The sequence below is a fragment of the Phyllobacterium pellucidum genome (assembly GCF_013327855.1).
Taxonomy (GTDB): domain Bacteria; phylum Pseudomonadota; class Alphaproteobacteria; order Rhizobiales; family Rhizobiaceae; genus Phyllobacterium; species Phyllobacterium pellucidum.
Genome location: NZ_JABUMX010000002.1, coordinates 584,299 through 602,435 on the forward strand (window position 1 = coordinate 584,299; position 18,137 = coordinate 602,435).

The window sequence follows — 18,137 nt, forward strand, 5'->3', positions numbered from 1 at the left end:
TCAAAAACGTTCGCCAGAGACAGTTGGCGATTTAAGGCGGCGATTGCAAGCCATTATGAGCCGGGGCGATGCCCTTCCCACTTTGCCAGGAAGTCTTCGATGGAAAGCGACTGGATGTCGGGAATTGCCTCGAAGATGCTGTCGAGCGGCCAGTCCCACCACGCAAGTTCGAGGAGGCGTGTCGCGATAGCCTGCGGGAAACGCGGCCGTATCATCCTTGCCGGGCTGCCGGCTACGATCATATAGGGCTCGACACTGCGCGTGACCACGGCATTGGCGCCGATGACGGCGCCGTGCCCGATCTCGACAGCGGGCATGATCACCGCGCCGTGGCCAATCCAGACATCGTGGCCGATGCGGACCCGCTTCGCCTGTCTGCGGGCGCGAAACCCGTTATCGATGCCCTGGAAGCGGAAATATTCATTCGGGCGATAGCTGACCTTGTGCATCGTCAGCCGCTCCATGGGATGTTCGAGCGCGTTGATGCGAACATTGGCGGCGATCGAACAGAAGCGCCCGATGTCGGCGTAGATACCCTCGCTGTGCCGTTCCAGATAGGAGAAATCGCCGACCGTCACGTCGCGCAGGATCACTCTTTCACCGACTTCCGCATATTTGCCGAGCTTGACGCCCTTGAGCTGCGCGGTCGGATGGATTCGCGGCTGCTCGTTCATAAGACGGGGATCGTTGGTCTCAGCCATGGCATTTTCTCGAAACTGATTGGCGGGCATCGGGCCCACGGCATTTCTTTTGCATAAACCGCGGGCAAATCCTATATTCGCGTCATGAAAACATCGCCGTCGGTCAGCACGCCCAGATTGATGCTCTACGCAGCGCTCGCGCTTGGCGCGTCAGTCGCAACGGGACTGACCTTTGCCGCATGGTTTAACAATAGCGATTCGATCTTTCTGTCTCTCATTAATGCGGGTCTTGCCTGGTGCATGTAGCCGCCACGCCGTCCCGGAGCCTTCATCCATGAATAGACGCCTGCTGCCTCTTCTTATCGCGGCGACCTTGCTTGTTGTGGCCGCGGCCGGATGGGTCACTTTTGAGGCGTCGCGCAAGAGCGCAGGCGGGGCGCAAGGCGCGTTCGGTTCAGCGTTTCGACTGACGACGATGAATGGCGAGCCGATCACCGAAGCAGCTTTCCGGCAAAAGCCCTCGGCAATCTTCTTCGGCTTCACCCACTGCCCGGAAATATGCCCGACGACCTTGTTCGAACTTGACGGCTGGCTGAAAAAACTCGGACCCGAGGCGGACGGCGTCAACGCCTATTTCGTGACGGTCGATCCGGAACGGGATGACGCGGCAACGCTGAAAGCCTATGTCGGCAATGTTTCCGATCGCATCGTCGGCGTCACCGGCGAGCCCGATAAGCTTGCTGCCATGCTCAAGGGCTACAGCGTCTACGCCCGCAAGGTTCCCGTGGAGGGTGGTGACGGCTATACCATGGACCACACTGCGTCGATCTATCTGCTCGACAGCAAGGGCGGCTTCTTCGGCACCATTGCCTATGGCGAAAATCCTGATACGGCTGTCGAGAAATTGCAACGCCTCGCCAAGAGCTGAAAGTTCCCTGATGACCACGCAGACCCGTCTTTTCCTCACCGCCGGCAAGATCGAGGCCGGCCGCGTCTTCGCCATGCTGGAGCGCGCATTCGAAGAGGACGGCCTGCCAATATCTTCCTCGGAAATCGATGAAGATCGCGAAATCTTCGAAGTATCGGTCTACACGTTCGAGCCCGACGAGATAGAGGCGCGCATGCGCGACGCACTCGGCAGCGATATGTTCGGCCTTGAGCTCCATCGCGAACAGGTGCCGGATATCGATTGGGTGGCGCATTCGCTCGAAGGACTGAAACCTGTGCGCGCCGGACGCTTCTTCGTCCATGGCTCGCATGATCGAGCCAAGCGGCGGATCAACGATCTCGCTATCGAGATCGACGCCGGCCAAGCTTTCGGTACCGGCCACCACGGCACGACGTCCGGCTGTCTCGACATGATCGGCGAAGTGATCCGCAGGGATCATCCGCAAAACGCGCTTGATCTCGGCACAGGCAGTGCAGTCCTTGCCATCGGCATCGCCAAGCTCGCACCGATCCCGGTGCTCGCGACCGATATCGATCCTGTTGCGGTGGCGGTCGCCCGCGAAAATGTCGTCAAGAACGGTGTCGCCGCTCGCGTCAAAACCGAAACGGCGACCGGGTTCCACCATCCGGCAATGCGTCTTGCGGCGCCATTCGATCTGATCGTTGCCAATATCCTGGCGCGACCGCTGATGCAGTTAGCGCCCGAAATGCGCAGGCACCTTGCCTATGGCGGCTCGCTGATCCTTTCCGGAATACTGGAGTCACAGCGCGAAAAGGTTTTGGCCGCCTATCGTATCCAGGGGCTATTCCACCAGAAGACGCTGCACCGCGAAGGCTGGGTCACGCTGCACCTCAAGTCCCGGGCAACCTACTGAAGCGTCAAACGGAATAGATCCTGTGCCGGTATCTTTCGCGCGGCGCGTCGATGGCGCGCACGGCAAAGCGGCTCATTTGGGCCGTGCGACAGGAAACCAGGTTTTCAAGGGCTGTCTTGAAAAATCCGCGGATCTTCTGGGCCATGTCTCATCTCCGTGATTATGGTGGCAGACCGATCCTCCCGCTTCGAATCTAGCTGATTTTGCCCGCCTCCCGCCAGCGCGGTTCACGCATGGCAGTGATGCACCTCACACATGCGCCCCGCAATAATTCTGCAATCTACCTGTGCGGCTGCTGATTCCCCCGGCAAAATTCGCTCTGCGCATCGCCTCTTCCATTGCGTGAGCGCGGTCGTGGCGATAGGTTTGGCCTCCAACAAAAGAGGTCAGATTAATCATGTTCCAGTCGTTTGAGGTCGTCAGCAATCCAGCTACCGGCGGCCCCCGCGTTGCAAAACTGCGCGCCGAACTCGAATCCCTTGGTCTCGACGGATTTCTGGTACCGCGCGCCGACGAGCATCAGGGCGAATACGTGCCCGCCCGCGCGCGCCGGCTCGCATGGCTGACCGGCTTCACCGGATCGGCCGGCGTCGCCTTGATCATGAAGGACAAGGCCTATCTCTTTGTCGATGGCCGCTACACATTGCAGGCGGCCGAACAGACCGATCCGAACGTTTTCACCGTGGAAAGCCTGGTCGATACGCCGCCGCCGGTATGGTTGCGCAACGCCGAACGGAAATTCACGATCGGCTTCGACCCCTGGCTTCATACGATAAGCGAAACCAAGGCGCTGCGCGAGGCGCTCGAGAAAAATGGCGGCTCGCTCGTTGCGGTGAAGGATAATCTCGTTGATTTGATCTGGGACGACCAGCCTTCGGCGCCGCTTGAACAGGTCACGATCCAGCCCGAAAAATATGCGGGCAAGCTTGCCAGCGAGAAACTACACGAGATGGCCGAGACGGTCGCCAAGGCCAAGGCCGATGCGACTATCCTCACCGATCCGTCATCGATCGCCTGGGCTTTCAACATTCGCGGCAACGATGTCAGCAATACGCCGCTCCCCCTCGCCTTTGCCCTCATCCCGGCAAGCGGGGAGCCGCTTCTCTTCATCGACAAGCGCAAGCTGCCGATCGAGACCGAAGCATACCTCACCCAGCTTTCGACGCTGCGCGCGCCGTCGACCCTCGAAGGCGACGTTGCTGCCTTTGCCGCTGGAGGCAAGACGGTGATGCTCGACCCGGCGCTTGCAGCAGAAAAACTGCGCCTGATCATCGAGCAGGCAGGCGGCAAGGTGGCCGATGGTCTTGATCCCGCACGCCTGCCACGCGCGGTGAAGAATGCTGTGGAACTTCAGGGCGCCCGCAAATCGCATGAGCGCGACGGCGTCGCCATGGTGTCATTCCTGTCGTGGATCGACGCGCAGGCACCCGGCACGATCGACGAGATCAAGGCGGCGACCAGGCTTGAAGAAACGCGGCGCAAGGTGGCCGAAGGTTTCCAGATGCCGCTCGAAAACCTGTCCTTCGACAGCATTTCCGGCGCCGGTCCGAACGGCGCTTTCGCCCACTACCGCGTCAGCACCCAGTCGAACCGAGTGCTCCAGGACGGCGAACTTTATCTGATCGATAGCGGCGGCCAATACCGCGACGGCACCACCGATATCACTCGCACCTTGCCGGTCGGCACGCCGACCGAGGATATGAAGCGCAAGTTCACCCTTGTGCTCAAGGGCATGATCGCCATTTCCACGGCGCGCTTTCCGAAGGGGACACGCGGCATGGATATCGACGTTCTCGCCCGTATTGCCTTGTGGAAGCAGGGTTACGACTATGGCCATGGCACCGGCCACGGCGTCGGCTCGTTCCTCTCCGTTCATGAGGGGCCGCAGAGCATCTCGAAGCGCGGTGTCCATGAGCTGCTTCCGGGCATGATCCTTTCGAACGAGCCCGGCTATTACAAGCCCGGCGGCTACGGTATCCGTACCGAGAACCTGCTGATCGTCACCGAGCCTTCGGTGCCGGAGGGCGGCGACTTGCCGATGATGGGTTTCGAGACGATCACCCTGTGCCCGATTGACAAGCGCCTCATCGACACCGATCTTCTCGTGCGCGATGAACTCGTCTGGCTTGATGATTATCACGCCCGCGTGCGCGAAACCCTGCTGCCGCATGTCAGCGGCGAGGAACGCGAGTGGCTGATCGCGGCGACGGAACCCTTCAGCCACGAACCGAAGGGCTGAGATCGGCTCAGGAAAACTGGCGCAGCAGGATGATCATTGCTGCGCCGGCAAGAAACATCGTCAGAGCATTGAAGCGCAGCGAAACCAGCCCGGCGAAGACGAGCGCAACCAGCCCGCGCCAATCGGCGGTTGCGATGGCAGGCGCGACAAGCGTCGTCAATACCGCCGCGGGAACGGCATTGAGGGCAACCTCGACGCGCGGGTGAATGCGCTCAAAGCGCGAGAGTACGAGGTGCCCGCCGATACGGGTCAGGAATGTCAGGATCGCGCCGGCAACCGTAATCCAGAAGATCGACGACATCTCAGTCCTTCCCTTGCGCTTTTTCAGGTTTGGCGACGATGACGGCGACGAGGATGCCGGCAAGTGCGCCAATACTCACATGCCAAGGCGAGCCGATGGTCTTGTAGGCGATGATCGATACGACGCCACTGGCGATGACGATGGGCCCCCAATTATCGCGCTTGCGGAACCCCATGACGAGACCGAGAAAATAGATCGGCAGCAGCATGTCGATGCCAAGCGCATGCGGATCTGAAATGAGATTGCCGAAGAGGCCGCCGATCCAGGCCTCCAGCACCCACATGACATAGATCGGCGTCGCAACCCCGAGGTACCAGATAAAGGTTACAGGCTTGCCGGATTCAGCCCGCTTCTCGGTTTCCGCATATTGCGGATCGGTGAGCAGGAAATAGCTCAATAGGCCCTGCAGCGGCTTGAAATGGCCGATACGCCGTCCGACGGCTGCCGAATAGAGCACGTGCCGGAAATTGACCGCAAAGATCGAAAATACAATCAGCCAGGCAGGGACATTATGGCCAAAGAGTTCGATGCCGACCATCTGGCTGGCGCCGCCGAAAATCGAGGCGCTCATGAACACCGCTTCGCCGACAGTAAAACCGTTGTCGATGGCAAGGGCGCCGAACAGCAGCCCGAACGGCGCCGACGCGACCATGATCGGCAGGCCCTTTACAAAGCCTTCCCAAAACTGCGTGCGGGAACTCGTCTCGCCGGTGGCCGTCCGCTGATATATTTGTTCGTCCATCGCCGTGCTCTAGGCTATACGCGCGAGTGTGTCACGCGAGATTTGTTGATGGATAAGATCAATGTTGCTGCAGTGAACCCTGTCCGGTGCCCCTGCTGATACGTTTACAATGTAGCAACTTCAGTCACGAGCGTGCCCTCGATGGATCGACCCCAGTCGATCAGCGGTCTGGATCGCAAGGCGAAATCAAACAGATCATCGGCAAGCTCCGGCGCGGTAATCGCCCCCGGGTCAATCGCATGGCGCACGACGAAACTCCGGTTGCGCAGCGCTTCGATCAGATCCGCATCCGTCACGTCGTCAAAGCCGCGCGGCGTTCGCTTCAACCGGTCGCTATCGCGCAATTCAAGGCCGTTCCTGCGCAGGGCCTCGACCATCGCACGGTATTTCTCCGGCTTCGTGACAATCGATTTGCGCATGGCGGTGAGGAGTTCGCCCTTCGGCTGCCACCAGGCCACCGCCGCATAGCAGCCGCGATAATCTTCGAGCCCGACGCAAACGTAAAAGCATCCGGTTTCGGTCCATTTACTGCCGTCCGGAGAAAGCAATGCCGAAAGATGCCGGTTATAGGGGCTCTTGTCCTTGGCGAAGCGCGTGTCGCGCTTTATCCGAAACTGCGACTTCTTGCGATCACCTTTAAACGGGAGGCCCGCCTTTTCGAAGCGGGCGATCAGGTCTTCGACGAGATCGCCGAGCGGTTCGTAGAGATGGGCCTCGAAAAGCTCCTTGTTTTCGAGAAACCACTCCCGATTCTGATGGAAATCCAGCGCTTTGAGGAAGGGCAAGGCCTTGTCGCCGAAGCCCTTGAACAGCGGCTCGCTCATGCCCCCACCAACGTAAACCACGAATCCTCGTCAATGACTTCGATGCCGAGCGTTTGCGCCTGCGCGAGCTTCGAGCCGGCGCCGGGCCCAGCAACGACAAGATCGGTTTTCTTGGAGACGGACCCTGCGGTCTTCGCACCGTAGCGTTCGGCCATCGCCTTTGCCTCATCACGCGACATGCGCTCGAGCGACCCTGTGAAGACGATCGTCTTGCCCGCCACGGGCGAGTCGTTGACTGTCTTTACTTCCTCGTCGAGCGGTGTCACTTCGGCAAGAAGCGCCGCAAGCGCCTCGCGATTATGTTCCTCCGCGTAAAAACCGACGAGCGCCTCGGCGACGATGCTGCCGATACCTTCAACGTCGTTGAGTTCGCGCCAGGCATCGTTGCCCTTGTCGGATCTGTCCTTCGGCATCTCGGCCGCCATGGCTGTCTCGGCCAGCCGAGCGTACGAGCGAAAGGCTTTCGCCAGCCGCTTCGCATTGACTTCGCCGACATGGCGTATGCCAAGGCCGTAGATGAAGCGGCTCAATGACACTTCCCGCCTGTCGTCGATGGCGTCATAGAGCTTTTTGACCGACAGGGTGCCAAAGCCGTCGATATTTTCCAGCTTTGCCAACGACTTGGCTTGCCGCTTCTTCAACGTGAAGATGTCGGCTGGCGTACCGATATGAAGCGCGGGATCGTCCGATTTGAAGAAAAACTCGACCTGCTTTTCGCCAAGTCCCTCAATGTCGAACGCGTTGCGCGAGACGAAATGCCGTATCCGCTCCACGGCCTGGGCGGGGCAGATCAGCCCGCCGGTGCAGCGACGCACCGCCTCGCCTTCCTCGCGCACGGCATGGGAGCCGCAAGCCGGGCATGTGTCGGGAAAGACGTAAGGAGCCGATCCGCGCGGCTTGTCGGCCACGATATCGACGATCTGCGGAATGACGTCACCGGCGCGTTGCACGACGACCGTATCGCCGATGCGCAAGTCGCGACCTTCCCTGATCGGCTGCCCATTCTGACCAATACCCTTGATGTAATCTTCATTGTGCAGGGTGACGTTGGTGACGACAACGCCGCCTACCGTGACCGGTTCCAGCCGCGCAACCGGCGTCAGCGCACCCGTGCGGCCGACCTGAATATCGATGCCGCGCAGTATGGTCATCGCCCGTTCCGCCGGGAACTTGTGGGCGATGGCCCAGCGCGGGCTGCGCGAAACGAAGCCGAGACGCTGCTGCAGGGCAAGCTCGTCGACCTTGTAGACCACCCCGTCGATGTCGTAGCCGAGAAGCGCGCGCTGTTCCTCGATCTCGTGGTAGTGCTTGACCAGCCCCTCCACCGTCTCGAAGCGCTTCATCAGCGGGTTGACGCGGAAACCATAGTCCTTGAAGGCCCCAACCATCCCCATTTGGGTCTTCGCCGGCATCTCGCTGATTTCGCCCCAGGCGTAGGCAAAGAACTGCAGCGGGCGCGACGCCGTGATCGTGGCATCAAGCTGGCGCAGCGATCCTGCCGCGGCATTGCGCGGGTTGGCAAAGATTTGCTTGCCTTCCTTGGCCTGGCGTTCATTGAGTGCGGCAAAATCCGCATGGCTCATATAAACCTCGCCGCGCACCTCGAGCACCTCTGGCGGCTTGCCGCTGAGGACGTTCGGAATGCTCGCAACGGTACGGGCATTGAGCGTGACATTCTCGCCGGTCGCTCCGTCGCCGCGCGTCGCCGCCGTCACGAGCCGCCCGAGTTCATAGCGCAGGGACAGCGACAGGCCATCGATCTTCGGCTCGGCAGTGATGGCTACCGGGGCATCCGCGCCAAGCTTGAGGAAGCGGCGGATACGGCCGACAAAATCCGCAACGTCGCTGTCGGAAAAAGCGTTGTCCAACGACAGCATCGGAATGGCATGCGTAACCTTGCCGAACTTTTCCGAGACGCTGGCGCCGACCTTGTTGGAGGGCGAGTCTTCGCGCTTCAGGTGCGGGAAGCGCTGCTCGATGGCAAGGTTGCGTCGGCGCAGGGCGTCATACTCGGCATCCGAGATGATCGGCGCATCCTCCGTGTTATAGCGATAGTCGTGCTGGGCGATCTCCGCTGCCAGCCGGCCAAGTTCCTCGGCCGCTTCCGGCTCAGTCAGTTTTTCTACGGGGGTGTCTGCCATGGCCTGTCCGACGCTGAATATACGGATTCGGACGGGAGATTAGCCTAACATATAGCGAAAAGCATCGTGCAATCTGCGCGTTTGCAGAGCAGCCGCCACCTCCTGCCACAACTCAGGAAATGGCGGCGGCGTTCTCGCGCAAAAGTCGTACCGCCGCGGCGCGGGCCTCGTCGGTGACGCTGGCGCCAGCAAGCATGCGGGCGATTTCCTCCTGCCGGTCGTTCGTTTCCATCGCCCGGATGGATGTCGCAACCCGGTCATTTCCGGCTGCCGCTTTCGCAATGAGAAAGTGTGTCTGCGCCCTCGCGGCCACCTGCGGCGCGTGCGTTACCGAAAGCACCTGCACCTGACCGGCAAGGCGCCGCAGCCGTTGACCGATTGCATCGGCGACAGCGCCGCCGACGCCCGTGTCGATTTCGTCAAAGACGAGGGTCGGGGCCGAACCACGATCGGCGAGAGCCACCTTGAGCGCAAGCAGAAAGCGCGAAAGTTCGCCGCCGGACGCAACCTTCATCATGGGCCCGGCACGCGTGCCGGGGTTTGTCCGCACCCAGTATTCGATCGTGTCGATGCCATCGGCGCTGCGGATTGCCGGGTCCGTCTTGATTTCAACGATGAACTCGGCGCGCTCGAGCTTGAGCGCCGGCAGTTCGGCCATCACCGCCTGCTTGAGATGATCAGCGGTTTCGCGGCGATCGGCCGAAAGCAAAGCCGCTGCACGATCATAGGCATCGCGCGCTGCAGTTGCCTCAAGTTCTAGCGCGGCAAGCCGCTCGGCGCCCGCGTCGATGTCGGTGAGATCGGCATCCATCCTATCGCGCAGCGCGGCAAGATCGTCGACCGGGACGGAATACTTACGGGCAGCCGCACGCAGAGCAAAAAGTCGCTCCTCCGTCTGTTCGAGGACGCGCGGGTCAAAATCGATGGCACGAATTGCATGTTCGACGCCATTTTGCGCTTCGGCGAGTGCATTGAGCGCTTCATCGATCGCCTTGACGACCGGTTCGAGCAGTTGCGGCGCTTCGGGAACCTTGCGTTCGAGCCGGCGCACCAGGCTCGCCAGCGACGGCACTGGCGACCCGTTGCCCGAAAGCACCTCATTGGCATCGTTGACATCGCCCGCAATCTTTTCGGATCGCATCATATCCGTCCGCTTGATCGCCAGCGTCTCTTCTTCTTGCGGCTCAGGATCGAGCTTGGCGAGTTCTTCGACGGAGGCGCGCAAATAGTCGGCCTCGCGCGCGGCGGCCTCCACCTTGGCCCGGTGGCGTACGAGCGAATGCTCCGCGTCGCGCCATGCCTTGTACAGGTCGCGAACTTGCGCCGCCTTGACTTCCAGCGCCCCGAAGGCGTCGAGCAGCGTGCGATGAATGTCGATATCGACAAGAGCCCGATCATCGTGCTGTCCGTGAATTTCGACAAGCCGTTTCCCGAGCTCGCGCAGCAGGGTCACGCTTGCCGCCTGATCATTGATGAACACGCGGCTGCGGCCGTCAGCGGTCTGAACACGGCGCAGGATGATGTCGCCGTCGTCATCGATATCGTTGTCGCGCAGCAAGGCACGGGCCGGATGACCGCCTCTCACATCGAATACCGCCGTTACCTGGCCTTGGTCGGCACCATGGCGAACGAGCGAGGCGTCGCCGCGCGCTCCGAGAGCCAGCGACAGCGCGTCGAGAAGAATGGATTTGCCGGCACCGGTCTCGCCGGTCAGCACCGACAGGCCATCGCGAAACTCGATGTCGAGACGTTCAATCAGAACAATATCGCGGATCGACAAATGCGAAAGCATGGATCGCTCAGGTTAGGGTCAGACGCCGTCTTTGCCACCAGTAATAGCCGCTGCGGCCTTGGAAAGCCACGATCCAGCGCTTTCACGCGGCTGCAATCCACCGCTTTGCAAGAGCTTGTAGCTGTCCTTGTACCACTGGCTGTCCGGATAGTTCTGGCCGAGCACAGCGGCCGCCGCCTGCGCTTCGTTGGTTACGCCCAAGGCATAATAAGCCTCGGTTAGCCGCGCCAAAGCTTCTTCAACGTGGCGGGTGTTCGAATATTGCTCGACAACGCCGCGGAAGCGCTTGATGGCGGCGACATAATCCTTCCGCTCCAGATAGTAGCGGCCCACCTGCATTTCCTTGCCGGCGAGCTGGTCGCGGCCGAAGCGTATCTTCGCACGCGAGTCTTCAACATATTCGGAATCCGGGAAACGCTCGACCACCTCGTTGAAGGCGGCGATCGAACGGCGCGTCATGCTCTGTTCGCGCGTCACGTCCGGGATCTGGCGATAGTAGGCAAGGCCGGTGATGTAATAGGCGTAAGCCGCTTCCGGCTGGTTCGGATAGAGCGCGATGTAGCGCTTGGTCATGTTGACCGCTTCGTCATACTTGCCGGCGCGGTAATTGGCGAAGGCGCCCATGACCAGCGACTTGCGCGCAAATTCCGAATAGGGATGCTGGCGGTCGACCGCGTCGAACTTCTTGGCGGCCTCGTCGAGACGGCCAGAATTCAGATTGGCGAGCGCCTGATTGTAAAGAACGTCGGCGGGCTCGATCGTGTCGACATAGGCGTTGAGATCGATATCGTCATCCTTGGATGCACAACCTGTAATTGCCAATGCGCCGGCGATCGGAACAAGGAGAAGGGTCAGTCTGGCCTTGCCGCCAAACCGCTTATTCATCGACATTCTGCAGTTCGCCATGCTCTCTCCGGCCCCACACATAATTCAAGAGCATCACTCGCAAACCTGTTGGCCACGCTTGCGACTCATGCTCAAACAAAGTCAATCTTACCGTCGGTTGGGCGTTCATAAACCACAAGCCGAAAGAATCAGCAATCTTATTGCCATCCAATCGTCCAATTTTGTGGCGGAGCTCAAAAAGGTGGCGGAATAAGCAGGAAAGATTACTTCGAAACCGGATAATATGCTTCAAATCATAAGGTTGAGGCAGTTGTTGAATGCAGGTTCCGCAAAGCCTTGAAGCTCGGTAATTTCACCGCTCCGCCATCTTATGAATGCCTAAGGCGATTCTGCAGGCGCTTTTGGCCCACGTACTCACGATCTTGGGCTGTCCGGCGCAATGGAGGTTCTTGTGGCAAGAAACAAGAGAAGCGCCAGCACCGCGACGCCGCCATGCACCCAATAGGCCAGGGCGTAACCGCCGATTTGAGTGAGCCAGCCGGCGACCGCATTGCTGAGTGAAGCGCCGATGCCCTGCACTGTCATGACTGCGGCAAGGCCGACATTGAAGCGTCCGGTTCCCGACAGAATCCGTTCCGCCGCGATCGGCGTCGCAATGCCGATCAGACCTGCGCCAACGCCGTCAAGGATCTGGACAGGGAAGATCGATACAAAACTTGTCAGCGTTCCGGCAATCGCGCCCCGTATGGGCAACGCAGCAAGCGCGATAATGAACACGGAGGCGAGGCCAAAGCGCCTGATCAACATTGGCGCGGCGAGCGCGGCAACGATCATCGCCAGCTGCGCGACCCCTATCGTAATCGCCGTCGTCCGAAACGGCGTCCCAAGCTGGACCGAAAAATTCTGCGCTACTAACCGGGTGATGGGTGCATTGCCAAAATGAAAGATCAGCAGCGTCACGGCAAGAAAGATCAAGCCCTTATTGTCGAAGAGCACGGCAAAGCCGGACGGGCCGTTGTCATTATCGCGTTCAGGAACAAGGCCGCGCGCGACGTCATTGTCGATTTCATCCGGGTCGATTGCCAGTACGGCAACGATGCTGGCGACGGCGGTGATCAGCATGAGAACGACCACGCCAATTTCGCCGAACATAAGGATGGCCCCGAATGTTCCGGCCATGGAAACGACATTTCCGGCGTGGTTCCAGAATTCGTTGCTGGCCACCTGTCCTGGAAACTTCTTCTCGCCCACGAGGCCAAGCGTGAGGCCCATGAGCGCCGGGCCGATAATCGCGCCGACAATAGCGGTCGCAGACTGGCCACCGAACACCGACAGGTTATCGGGGCTGACAAGTGTCCAAAGCGCGCCGGCATTGACCAGCACGACAGGCACAATGATCAGCAGTCGCTTATGCCGCGACGCGTCCACCATGGCTCCAAACAAGGGCGTCGCGACCATTCCGAGTATGCCGCCAATCATCGCTATGAAGCCGAGCGTTACCGGCGTCCATCCGCGCGTTGCCGGAAACCCGTCAAGAAACGGACCAAGCCCATCGCGCGCATCGGCCAAGAAGAAGTTCAGCATGGCAAGTGCAATGAGCGAACGGCTGGCTAGCGATGTCTTCAGTTCCGAATTCACGACCGGCTCCACGAGGTCGGTCGCGCTGGACCTGCGGATGCCGACAGCGTTACTCGTTGCATGGACATACGGCCGTTAAAAGCCCTACTAAAGTCTAATCGGATTGTGCCCCTTCCGGAAAGGAAACGTGCCCGACATCGAACCCCTCACCTGGTCTGCCTGAATTTCTCTCGCCCCATAGCTGAAAGCGCACGCGCGTCCAGGTCGTCGGCTCGAAAGCAGAAATCGACGCCAACGCGCCGTTCTGCTCGACATCCTCGAACACTTCGGCGCTCTCGCGCCTGCGCAAATCCGCAAGCGGTGCATAGGCCGGCGTTTCGCGAAGTTGGCGCGTTGCTGCGACTGCTTCCCGGACGTTCCGCGCGATCTGCGCCTCCCAGACGAACCAGGTCCGGACTGCGGGCCAGCCGAACGACTGTGTCAGGTTGGCGAAACCATCTCCGCAGATAAAGTCCATCATGCCGGATTCATCGTCCCAGACGTAGAAGGGCGCGTAGAGATTTTCGGTACTTCTGCTGCCTTTACGCGCTGTCAGGTAAGCTTTGAACTTAAGGCCGGGCAGGTTATCGAGAAGCGGCCCCTTTTCGGCGATCCGTCTGTCGATGATCGACATGTCGTAGTCGGCGGGCAGCGTGAAGCTATATTGCATGGCGATCATGTCCGGGCCTCCTCGACGGCAGCGCCATCCAGCATCTGGGTTTCGCCATTGCTGAACGACCACTCGTCCCGGCTCGATGTGCTGACGATGATCATGACGTCCTCGGGTCTTACCCCCGGGGACTCTGCAAGCAATGCCACGAGCCGCTTGTAGAACGCTCTCTTGGTCGCCGTGTCCCGTGGCTTGCCGGTAGTGATGGTAAAGACGACAAAATCGTCGGAGCGCGGCCCGCCGAAATAGGTGCGATCGAATATGAGTTCGCCGGGGCGCAACTGGTGGATCGCCTGGAACCGATCTGCCGCCGGCACGTCGAATGTTTCCACCATTGCCTGATGCAGGCTGTCGGAAAGCCCCTTCAAATACTCCGGCGACTTTCCCCCTAGTAGTGTGATCCGAGTGAATGGCATCGTTATCGTCCTTTGATTCTTGCGCAACTTTGCTTGACGCAGCGACTATACGCGCTCATCATAATCCTTAAAATTGGAATAATGTGGACAATTCATCCTAAAATATAGGATAGTTAAAATGCGGCAGATCACACTGGATCTCGAGGTGCTGAGGACATTCGTCGCTGGCGTCGAGCTTGGCAGCTTCGCAAAGGCTGCTGAGAAGCTTGGGCGGTCGACCTCTGCGGTCAGTTCGCAATTGAGAAAATTGGAGCAGCAGGCCGGCACGGATATCTTCGTCAAGCAAGGTCGCGGTCTTGCGTTGACGGATGCCGGAGAAACCATGCTGGCTTATGCGCGCCGCCTGCTCGATCTCAATGACGAGGCTATTGTAGCGATCCACGGCAGCGAACTCGAAGGCTGGGTGCGGCTTGGCCTGCAGGAGGATTTCGGCGAGACCATTTTGCCACAGGTACTGGGCCAGTTTGCACGCGCCCATCCAAAGGTCCGCATCGAAGCCCGTGTTGCGCGCAACGCCGAATTGATCGATCGGGTCACCTCCGGGAAGCTCGACCTCGCGCTCGCCTGGAGCGACGGGGCGGTTACGCCCTATTGCGAGCGCATTGCCGAGGTGCCGATGTGCTGGGTAGGTCCGGCCAACGCGTCAATTGAACAGTTGGCGGTTGCTGACGATCCTCTGCCCTTGGCATGCCTCGAAGCGCCTTGCCTGCTGCGCACTGCCGCCACCAACGCCCTTGATCATGCCGGCATCGCCTGGCGCCTCGCCTTTACCAGCCCCAGCCTTGCCGGCCTGTGGGCCGCAACGGCGGCAGGACTGGGCGTAACTGTTCGAACACCGGTTGGACTGCCCGCCAGCGTCCAGCCTCTGGCGCCGGCCGAAAGCGGCCTTCCCGGGCTTCCGTCGCTCAGTCTCCTCCTGCATCGCTCGCAAGCACATGCCGAACCGGCAACCCTTCGCCTCGCCGCCATCATGACCGAGGCAGTACGCAGCGCTGTTGCTGTCGACCCGTAGGAGCAGACCCCAGGGTAAGAATAGCGTTCCAGCGGCCGTGCTAGTGTTAGTCTGCCATCCGGCGACCGAATCCGATGAGCAATAGAAACGCTGTTTCTACGTGGCGACGCCGGCGCAGCCGGTTTCAATCATCGGACTACAGGACCCAGGGCGCGAATACCGGCGCGTTGACCGCGACAAGCGTCGCCCCGCGCGATTGGCTGCGCTTTCCGGCCATTTCCACGATCTCGAAAGCCGAATGATCCGACAGAAGCCCGCGCAGCATAGCCGCATTGAGCCGGTGCCCGCCCCGATAGGAACGGAAACAACCGATAAACGGCGCACCCGCAAGCGCAAGGTCGCCGATGGCATCGAGCGTCTTGTGACGCACGAATTCATCCTTGTAGCGCAGTCCGCCCGGATTGATCACCGAATTGTCGTCGCCGATGACGAGCGAGTTGTCGAGCGAGGAACCGAGCGCCAGCCCGGCGGCCCAGAGCTTTTCGACATCGCGCATGAACCCGAAGGTGCGCGCCCGTGCGATCTCCTTGCGGAAGGTCCTCTCGTCCATATCGGCGGCAAATTTCTGGCGGCCGATAACCGGCGTCTCGAAATCGATCTCAACCTCGTAGCGCGTGCCGTCATGGGGCCGAAACTCGGCCCAGGAAGCGCCCGACTCGATCCGCGTCGGCTTGAGAATGCGGATGAAACGGCGCTTGGCCGCCTGGCGCACAAATCCGGCCTCTTCGAAGGCATCGAGAAAGGCGAGCGACGTTCCGTCGAGGATCGGCACTTCCGGCCCATCGATTTCGATTGTCATGTTGTCGATGCCCGCGCCGGCGATTGCAGCCATGACATGCTCGACAGTGCTGATGGTGAGACCGGCGCCATTCGTCAGTGTCGTCGAAAGATCGGTCGTCCCGACTTGCGACACCAGCGCCTTGATCGGGTGTGTATCGCCCTTGCCGTCCCCCCGGTGGAACACGATGCCGGTATCTGGATCGGCGGGCAGGAAGGTTAGGCTGACGGGGGCGCCGCTATGAACGCCCGCTCCGGAAAGCGTGATGCGTCCTGCAATCGTCGTCTGGAAATCGCGCATTGAACCCCTTGCCTGTGAACTTGCCGGATCGATATCCGGTCTGGACTTCTGATTGACGCGCGGCGTTGCCGCGGAATCAACCACCCTGTCATATTGCAGCGCAAGATACAGATGGCGCCTTGCGAAGCAAAATCACGGTTTCGGGACATTTGTAACGAAACCGCCATGCGTGCAGCTAAGTCGTTTTCATGCCAATTCAATGGTTTTAAAGAGAAATTCCGCCACGGTTTGAGTGGCGGAATTCATATTCGTTAATAATCCGTGATCAGATCAGTTGGCCTGCCGGCGCAGGAAGGCCGGGATTTCCAACTGGTCGTCTTCGGAAGCCTGACGCGACTGCGGCTGGACGCGGCCCTGATCGTCGAGCTGTCCGCGGCGTGGCGCGTAGATCGACGCATCCTGCGACAGCGGGCGGCGCGGCTCGGCCGGGCGCATTGCCGGTTCGCGCGGCTGTGCCGGCTCGAGGCGTGCGGTCTCGTCTTCGCGGCGGGTCAGGCCAGCGGTCAGGCGCTTGAGAAGACCCATCGGTCCGCGGTCTTCCTGCGGCTCGTAAGCGGCCTGCTCGCGGCCATGATCGCGCGACGCCATATCCCGTGCGCTGAGTTCAGCCTGAACGACAGGCGGGAAATCGGCGACGTTGGGCATGCGTGGCGCAGCAGGCTGCAAGGGCGCGGCCTGCATTTGCGGCTGCGGTGCCGGCTGATGCACGGGTTGAACCGGTGCGGCAGCGATCGGTGCATCGAAGACTTCCGGTGCAGGAGCCTGGAAGATCCGGCTTTGCGGACGGAACTCCTGCTCGATTGGCTGCGGTGCGCGCTGCGGAACGTCGTGTTCGGCGGCGCGGATCACATCGGCGACCGGATCGGCGGTGCGGGCGGCCGGCTGCTGGACAACCGGACGGGTCACGGTCTCGACCCTTGCCGCCGGCTGCGGCGCGGGCTTCGCCACAGGCTTCATGGGCTGGCGAAATTCGATCGGCGCAGGCGCCGATTCCCCGACCTGCTTGTCGATGCCGGTAGCGACGACCGAAACGCGGATGATGCCTTCGAGGCTTTCATCGAACGTGGCGCCGAGGATGATGTTGGCATCCTGGTCGACTTCTTCGCGGATACGCGTTGCCGCCTCGTCCACCTCGAACAGCGTCATGTCACGGCCGCCGGTGATCGAGATCAGGAGGCCCTTGGCGCCGCGCATCGAGGTTTCGTCGAGGAGCGGGTTGGCGATCGCAGCCTCCGCGGCGGCCATTGCGCGGCCATCGCCCGAAGCTTCGCCGGTGCCCATCATTGCCTTGCCCATCTCACGCATCACCGAGCGAACGTCGGCGAAATCGAGATTGATGAGGCCTTCCTTGACCATGAGGTCGGTAATGCAGGCAACGCCCGAATAGAGGACCTGATCGGCCATCGCGAAAGCGTCGGCAAAGGTCGTCTTGTCATTGGCGATGCGGAAGAGGTTCTGGTTCGGAATGACGATGAGCGTATCGACATTCTTCTGCAGGTCGGCAATGCCCATGTCGGCGGTGCGCATGCGGCGCTGACCTTCGAAATGGAACGGCTTGGTGACGACGCCGACGGTGAGGATGCCTTTTTCGCGCGCCGCACGGGCAACGACCGGTGCAGCGCCCGTACCCGTACCGCCGCCCATACCGGCGGTGACGAAGCACATATGTGTGCCCGACAGATGATCAATGATCTCGTCGATGCACTCTTCGGCGGCTGCGCGGCCGACTTCCGGCTGCGATCCAGCGCCGAGGCCTTCGGTAACGGCAGCGCCCAGCTGAATGAGGCGTTCCGCCTTCGATTGCGACAGCGCCTGTGCGTCGGTATTGGCCACAACAAACTCAACACCGCGCAAGCCGGCATTGATCATGTTATTGACCGCGTTGCCACCGCCACCGCCAACACCGAACACGGTGATGCGGGGCTTAAGCTCGGTAATATCCGGCTTTTGCAGATTGATGCTCATGTGTCTCGTTCCTTTTCGTCCTTACCGCCT

17 protein-coding genes are annotated in these 18,137 nt (G+C 60.6%); 4 read left to right on the forward strand and 13 right to left on the reverse strand.

Going from position 1 to position 18,137, the window contains the following annotated elements; translation table 11 throughout:
* Positions 1-53: 53 nt before the first annotated feature.
* Positions 54-701: a DapH/DapD/GlmU-related protein gene (locus HQ945_RS10850; protein ID WP_091922260.1), complete on the reverse strand. Its 648-nt coding sequence runs from the start codon at positions 699-701 to the stop codon at positions 54-56.
* A 274-nt stretch (positions 702-975) separates the two neighbouring features.
* Here HQ945_RS10850 and HQ945_RS10855 point away from each other — a divergent pair, with 274 nt between their 5' ends.
* Together HQ945_RS10855 and HQ945_RS10860 are read left to right on the forward strand one after the other, a co-directional pair.
* On the forward strand, positions 976-1,569 hold the full coding sequence (locus tag HQ945_RS10855; RefSeq protein WP_036814441.1) for an SCO family protein: 594 nt from the start codon (positions 976-978) through the stop codon (positions 1,567-1,569).
* Positions 1,570-1,579: 10 nt separating this feature from the next.
* Positions 1,580-2,464: a 50S ribosomal protein L11 methyltransferase gene (locus HQ945_RS10860; protein ID WP_027231882.1), complete on the forward strand. Its 885-nt coding sequence runs from the start codon at positions 1,580-1,582 to the stop codon at positions 2,462-2,464.
* A 4-nt stretch (positions 2,465-2,468) separates the two neighbouring features.
* Here HQ945_RS10860 and HQ945_RS10865 read toward each other — a convergent pair whose 3' ends face one another.
* The gene (locus tag HQ945_RS10865) at positions 2,469-2,609 is read right to left on the reverse strand and encodes a hypothetical protein (RefSeq protein ID WP_162737299.1); all 141 of its coding nucleotides are present in this window, start codon (positions 2,607-2,609) and stop codon (positions 2,469-2,471) included.
* Between the two features lie 249 nt (positions 2,610-2,858).
* On the opposite strand from HQ945_RS10865, the gene HQ945_RS10870 reads away from it, so the two are divergent.
* A complete protein-coding gene (locus HQ945_RS10870) occupies positions 2,859-4,703 on the forward strand; it encodes a M24 family metallopeptidase (protein ID WP_174208166.1) in 1,845 nt (614 codons plus the stop codon).
* Positions 4,704-4,710: 7 nt separating this feature from the next.
* Here HQ945_RS10870 and HQ945_RS10875 read toward each other — a convergent pair whose 3' ends face one another.
* From HQ945_RS10875 to HQ945_RS10915, 9 genes are all read right to left on the reverse strand, one after another.
* The gene (locus HQ945_RS10875) at positions 4,711-5,004 is read right to left on the reverse strand and encodes an AzlD family protein (RefSeq protein WP_027231884.1); all 294 of its coding nucleotides are present in this window, start codon (positions 5,002-5,004) and stop codon (positions 4,711-4,713) included.
* Between the two features lies 1 nt (position 5,005).
* Entirely contained in the window at positions 5,006-5,746 is a 741-nt protein-coding gene (locus HQ945_RS10880) for an AzlC family ABC transporter permease (RefSeq protein WP_091922268.1), read from the reverse strand.
* A gap of 104 nt (positions 5,747-5,850) precedes the next feature.
* Positions 5,851-6,570, reverse strand: coding sequence for a DUF2461 domain-containing protein (locus HQ945_RS10885; RefSeq protein WP_113282219.1), 720 nt, complete (start codon positions 6,568-6,570; stop codon positions 5,851-5,853).
* Positions 6,567-8,711 carry an NAD-dependent DNA ligase LigA gene (ligA, locus tag HQ945_RS10890; RefSeq protein ID WP_113282218.1) on the reverse strand — a complete coding sequence of 715 codons (2,145 nt, stop codon included), beginning with the start codon at positions 8,709-8,711 and terminating at the stop codon, positions 6,567-6,569. Before ligA ends, HQ945_RS10885 begins: the two co-directional genes overlap by 4 nt.
* 112 nt (positions 8,712-8,823) lie before the next feature.
* Complete coding sequence (recN, locus tag HQ945_RS10895) at positions 8,824-10,503, reverse strand: DNA repair protein RecN (protein ID WP_113282217.1); 1,680 nt, start codon at positions 10,501-10,503, stop codon at positions 8,824-8,826.
* An 18-nt stretch (positions 10,504-10,521) separates the two neighbouring features.
* Complete coding sequence (locus HQ945_RS10900) at positions 10,522-11,388, reverse strand: outer membrane protein assembly factor BamD (protein WP_091946539.1); 867 nt, start codon at positions 11,386-11,388, stop codon at positions 10,522-10,524.
* Between the two features lie 375 nt (positions 11,389-11,763).
* Entirely contained in the window at positions 11,764-12,933 is a 1,170-nt protein-coding gene (locus HQ945_RS10905) for an MFS transporter (protein WP_174208167.1), read from the reverse strand.
* 148 nt (positions 12,934-13,081) lie between these two features.
* Positions 13,082-13,645 (reverse strand): DUF4865 family protein, encoded by a 564-nt coding sequence (locus HQ945_RS10910; RefSeq protein ID WP_113282216.1) that lies wholly within the window; start codon positions 13,643-13,645, stop codon positions 13,082-13,084.
* Positions 13,642-14,052 carry a tautomerase family protein gene (locus HQ945_RS10915; protein ID WP_113282215.1) on the reverse strand — a complete coding sequence of 137 codons (411 nt, stop codon included), beginning with the start codon at positions 14,050-14,052 and terminating at the stop codon, positions 13,642-13,644. Before HQ945_RS10915 ends, HQ945_RS10910 begins: the two co-directional genes overlap by 4 nt.
* Positions 14,053-14,170: 118 nt before the next feature.
* On the opposite strand from HQ945_RS10915, the gene HQ945_RS10920 reads away from it, so the two are divergent.
* Positions 14,171-15,064, forward strand: coding sequence for a LysR substrate-binding domain-containing protein (locus HQ945_RS10920; protein ID WP_113282214.1), 894 nt, complete (start codon positions 14,171-14,173; stop codon positions 15,062-15,064).
* 136 nt (positions 15,065-15,200) lie between these two features.
* Here the strand turns inward: HQ945_RS10920 and lpxC are convergent, their stop codons facing one another.
* On the reverse strand, positions 15,201-16,142 hold the full coding sequence (lpxC, locus tag HQ945_RS10925) for a UDP-3-O-acyl-N-acetylglucosamine deacetylase (RefSeq protein ID WP_113282230.1): 942 nt from the start codon (positions 16,140-16,142) through the stop codon (positions 15,201-15,203).
* A 270-nt stretch (positions 16,143-16,412) separates the two neighbouring features.
* Positions 16,413-18,107, reverse strand: coding sequence for a cell division protein FtsZ (gene ftsZ / locus HQ945_RS10930; RefSeq protein ID WP_113282213.1), 1,695 nt, complete (start codon positions 18,105-18,107; stop codon positions 16,413-16,415).
* Between the last annotated feature and the right edge of the window lie 30 nt (positions 18,108-18,137).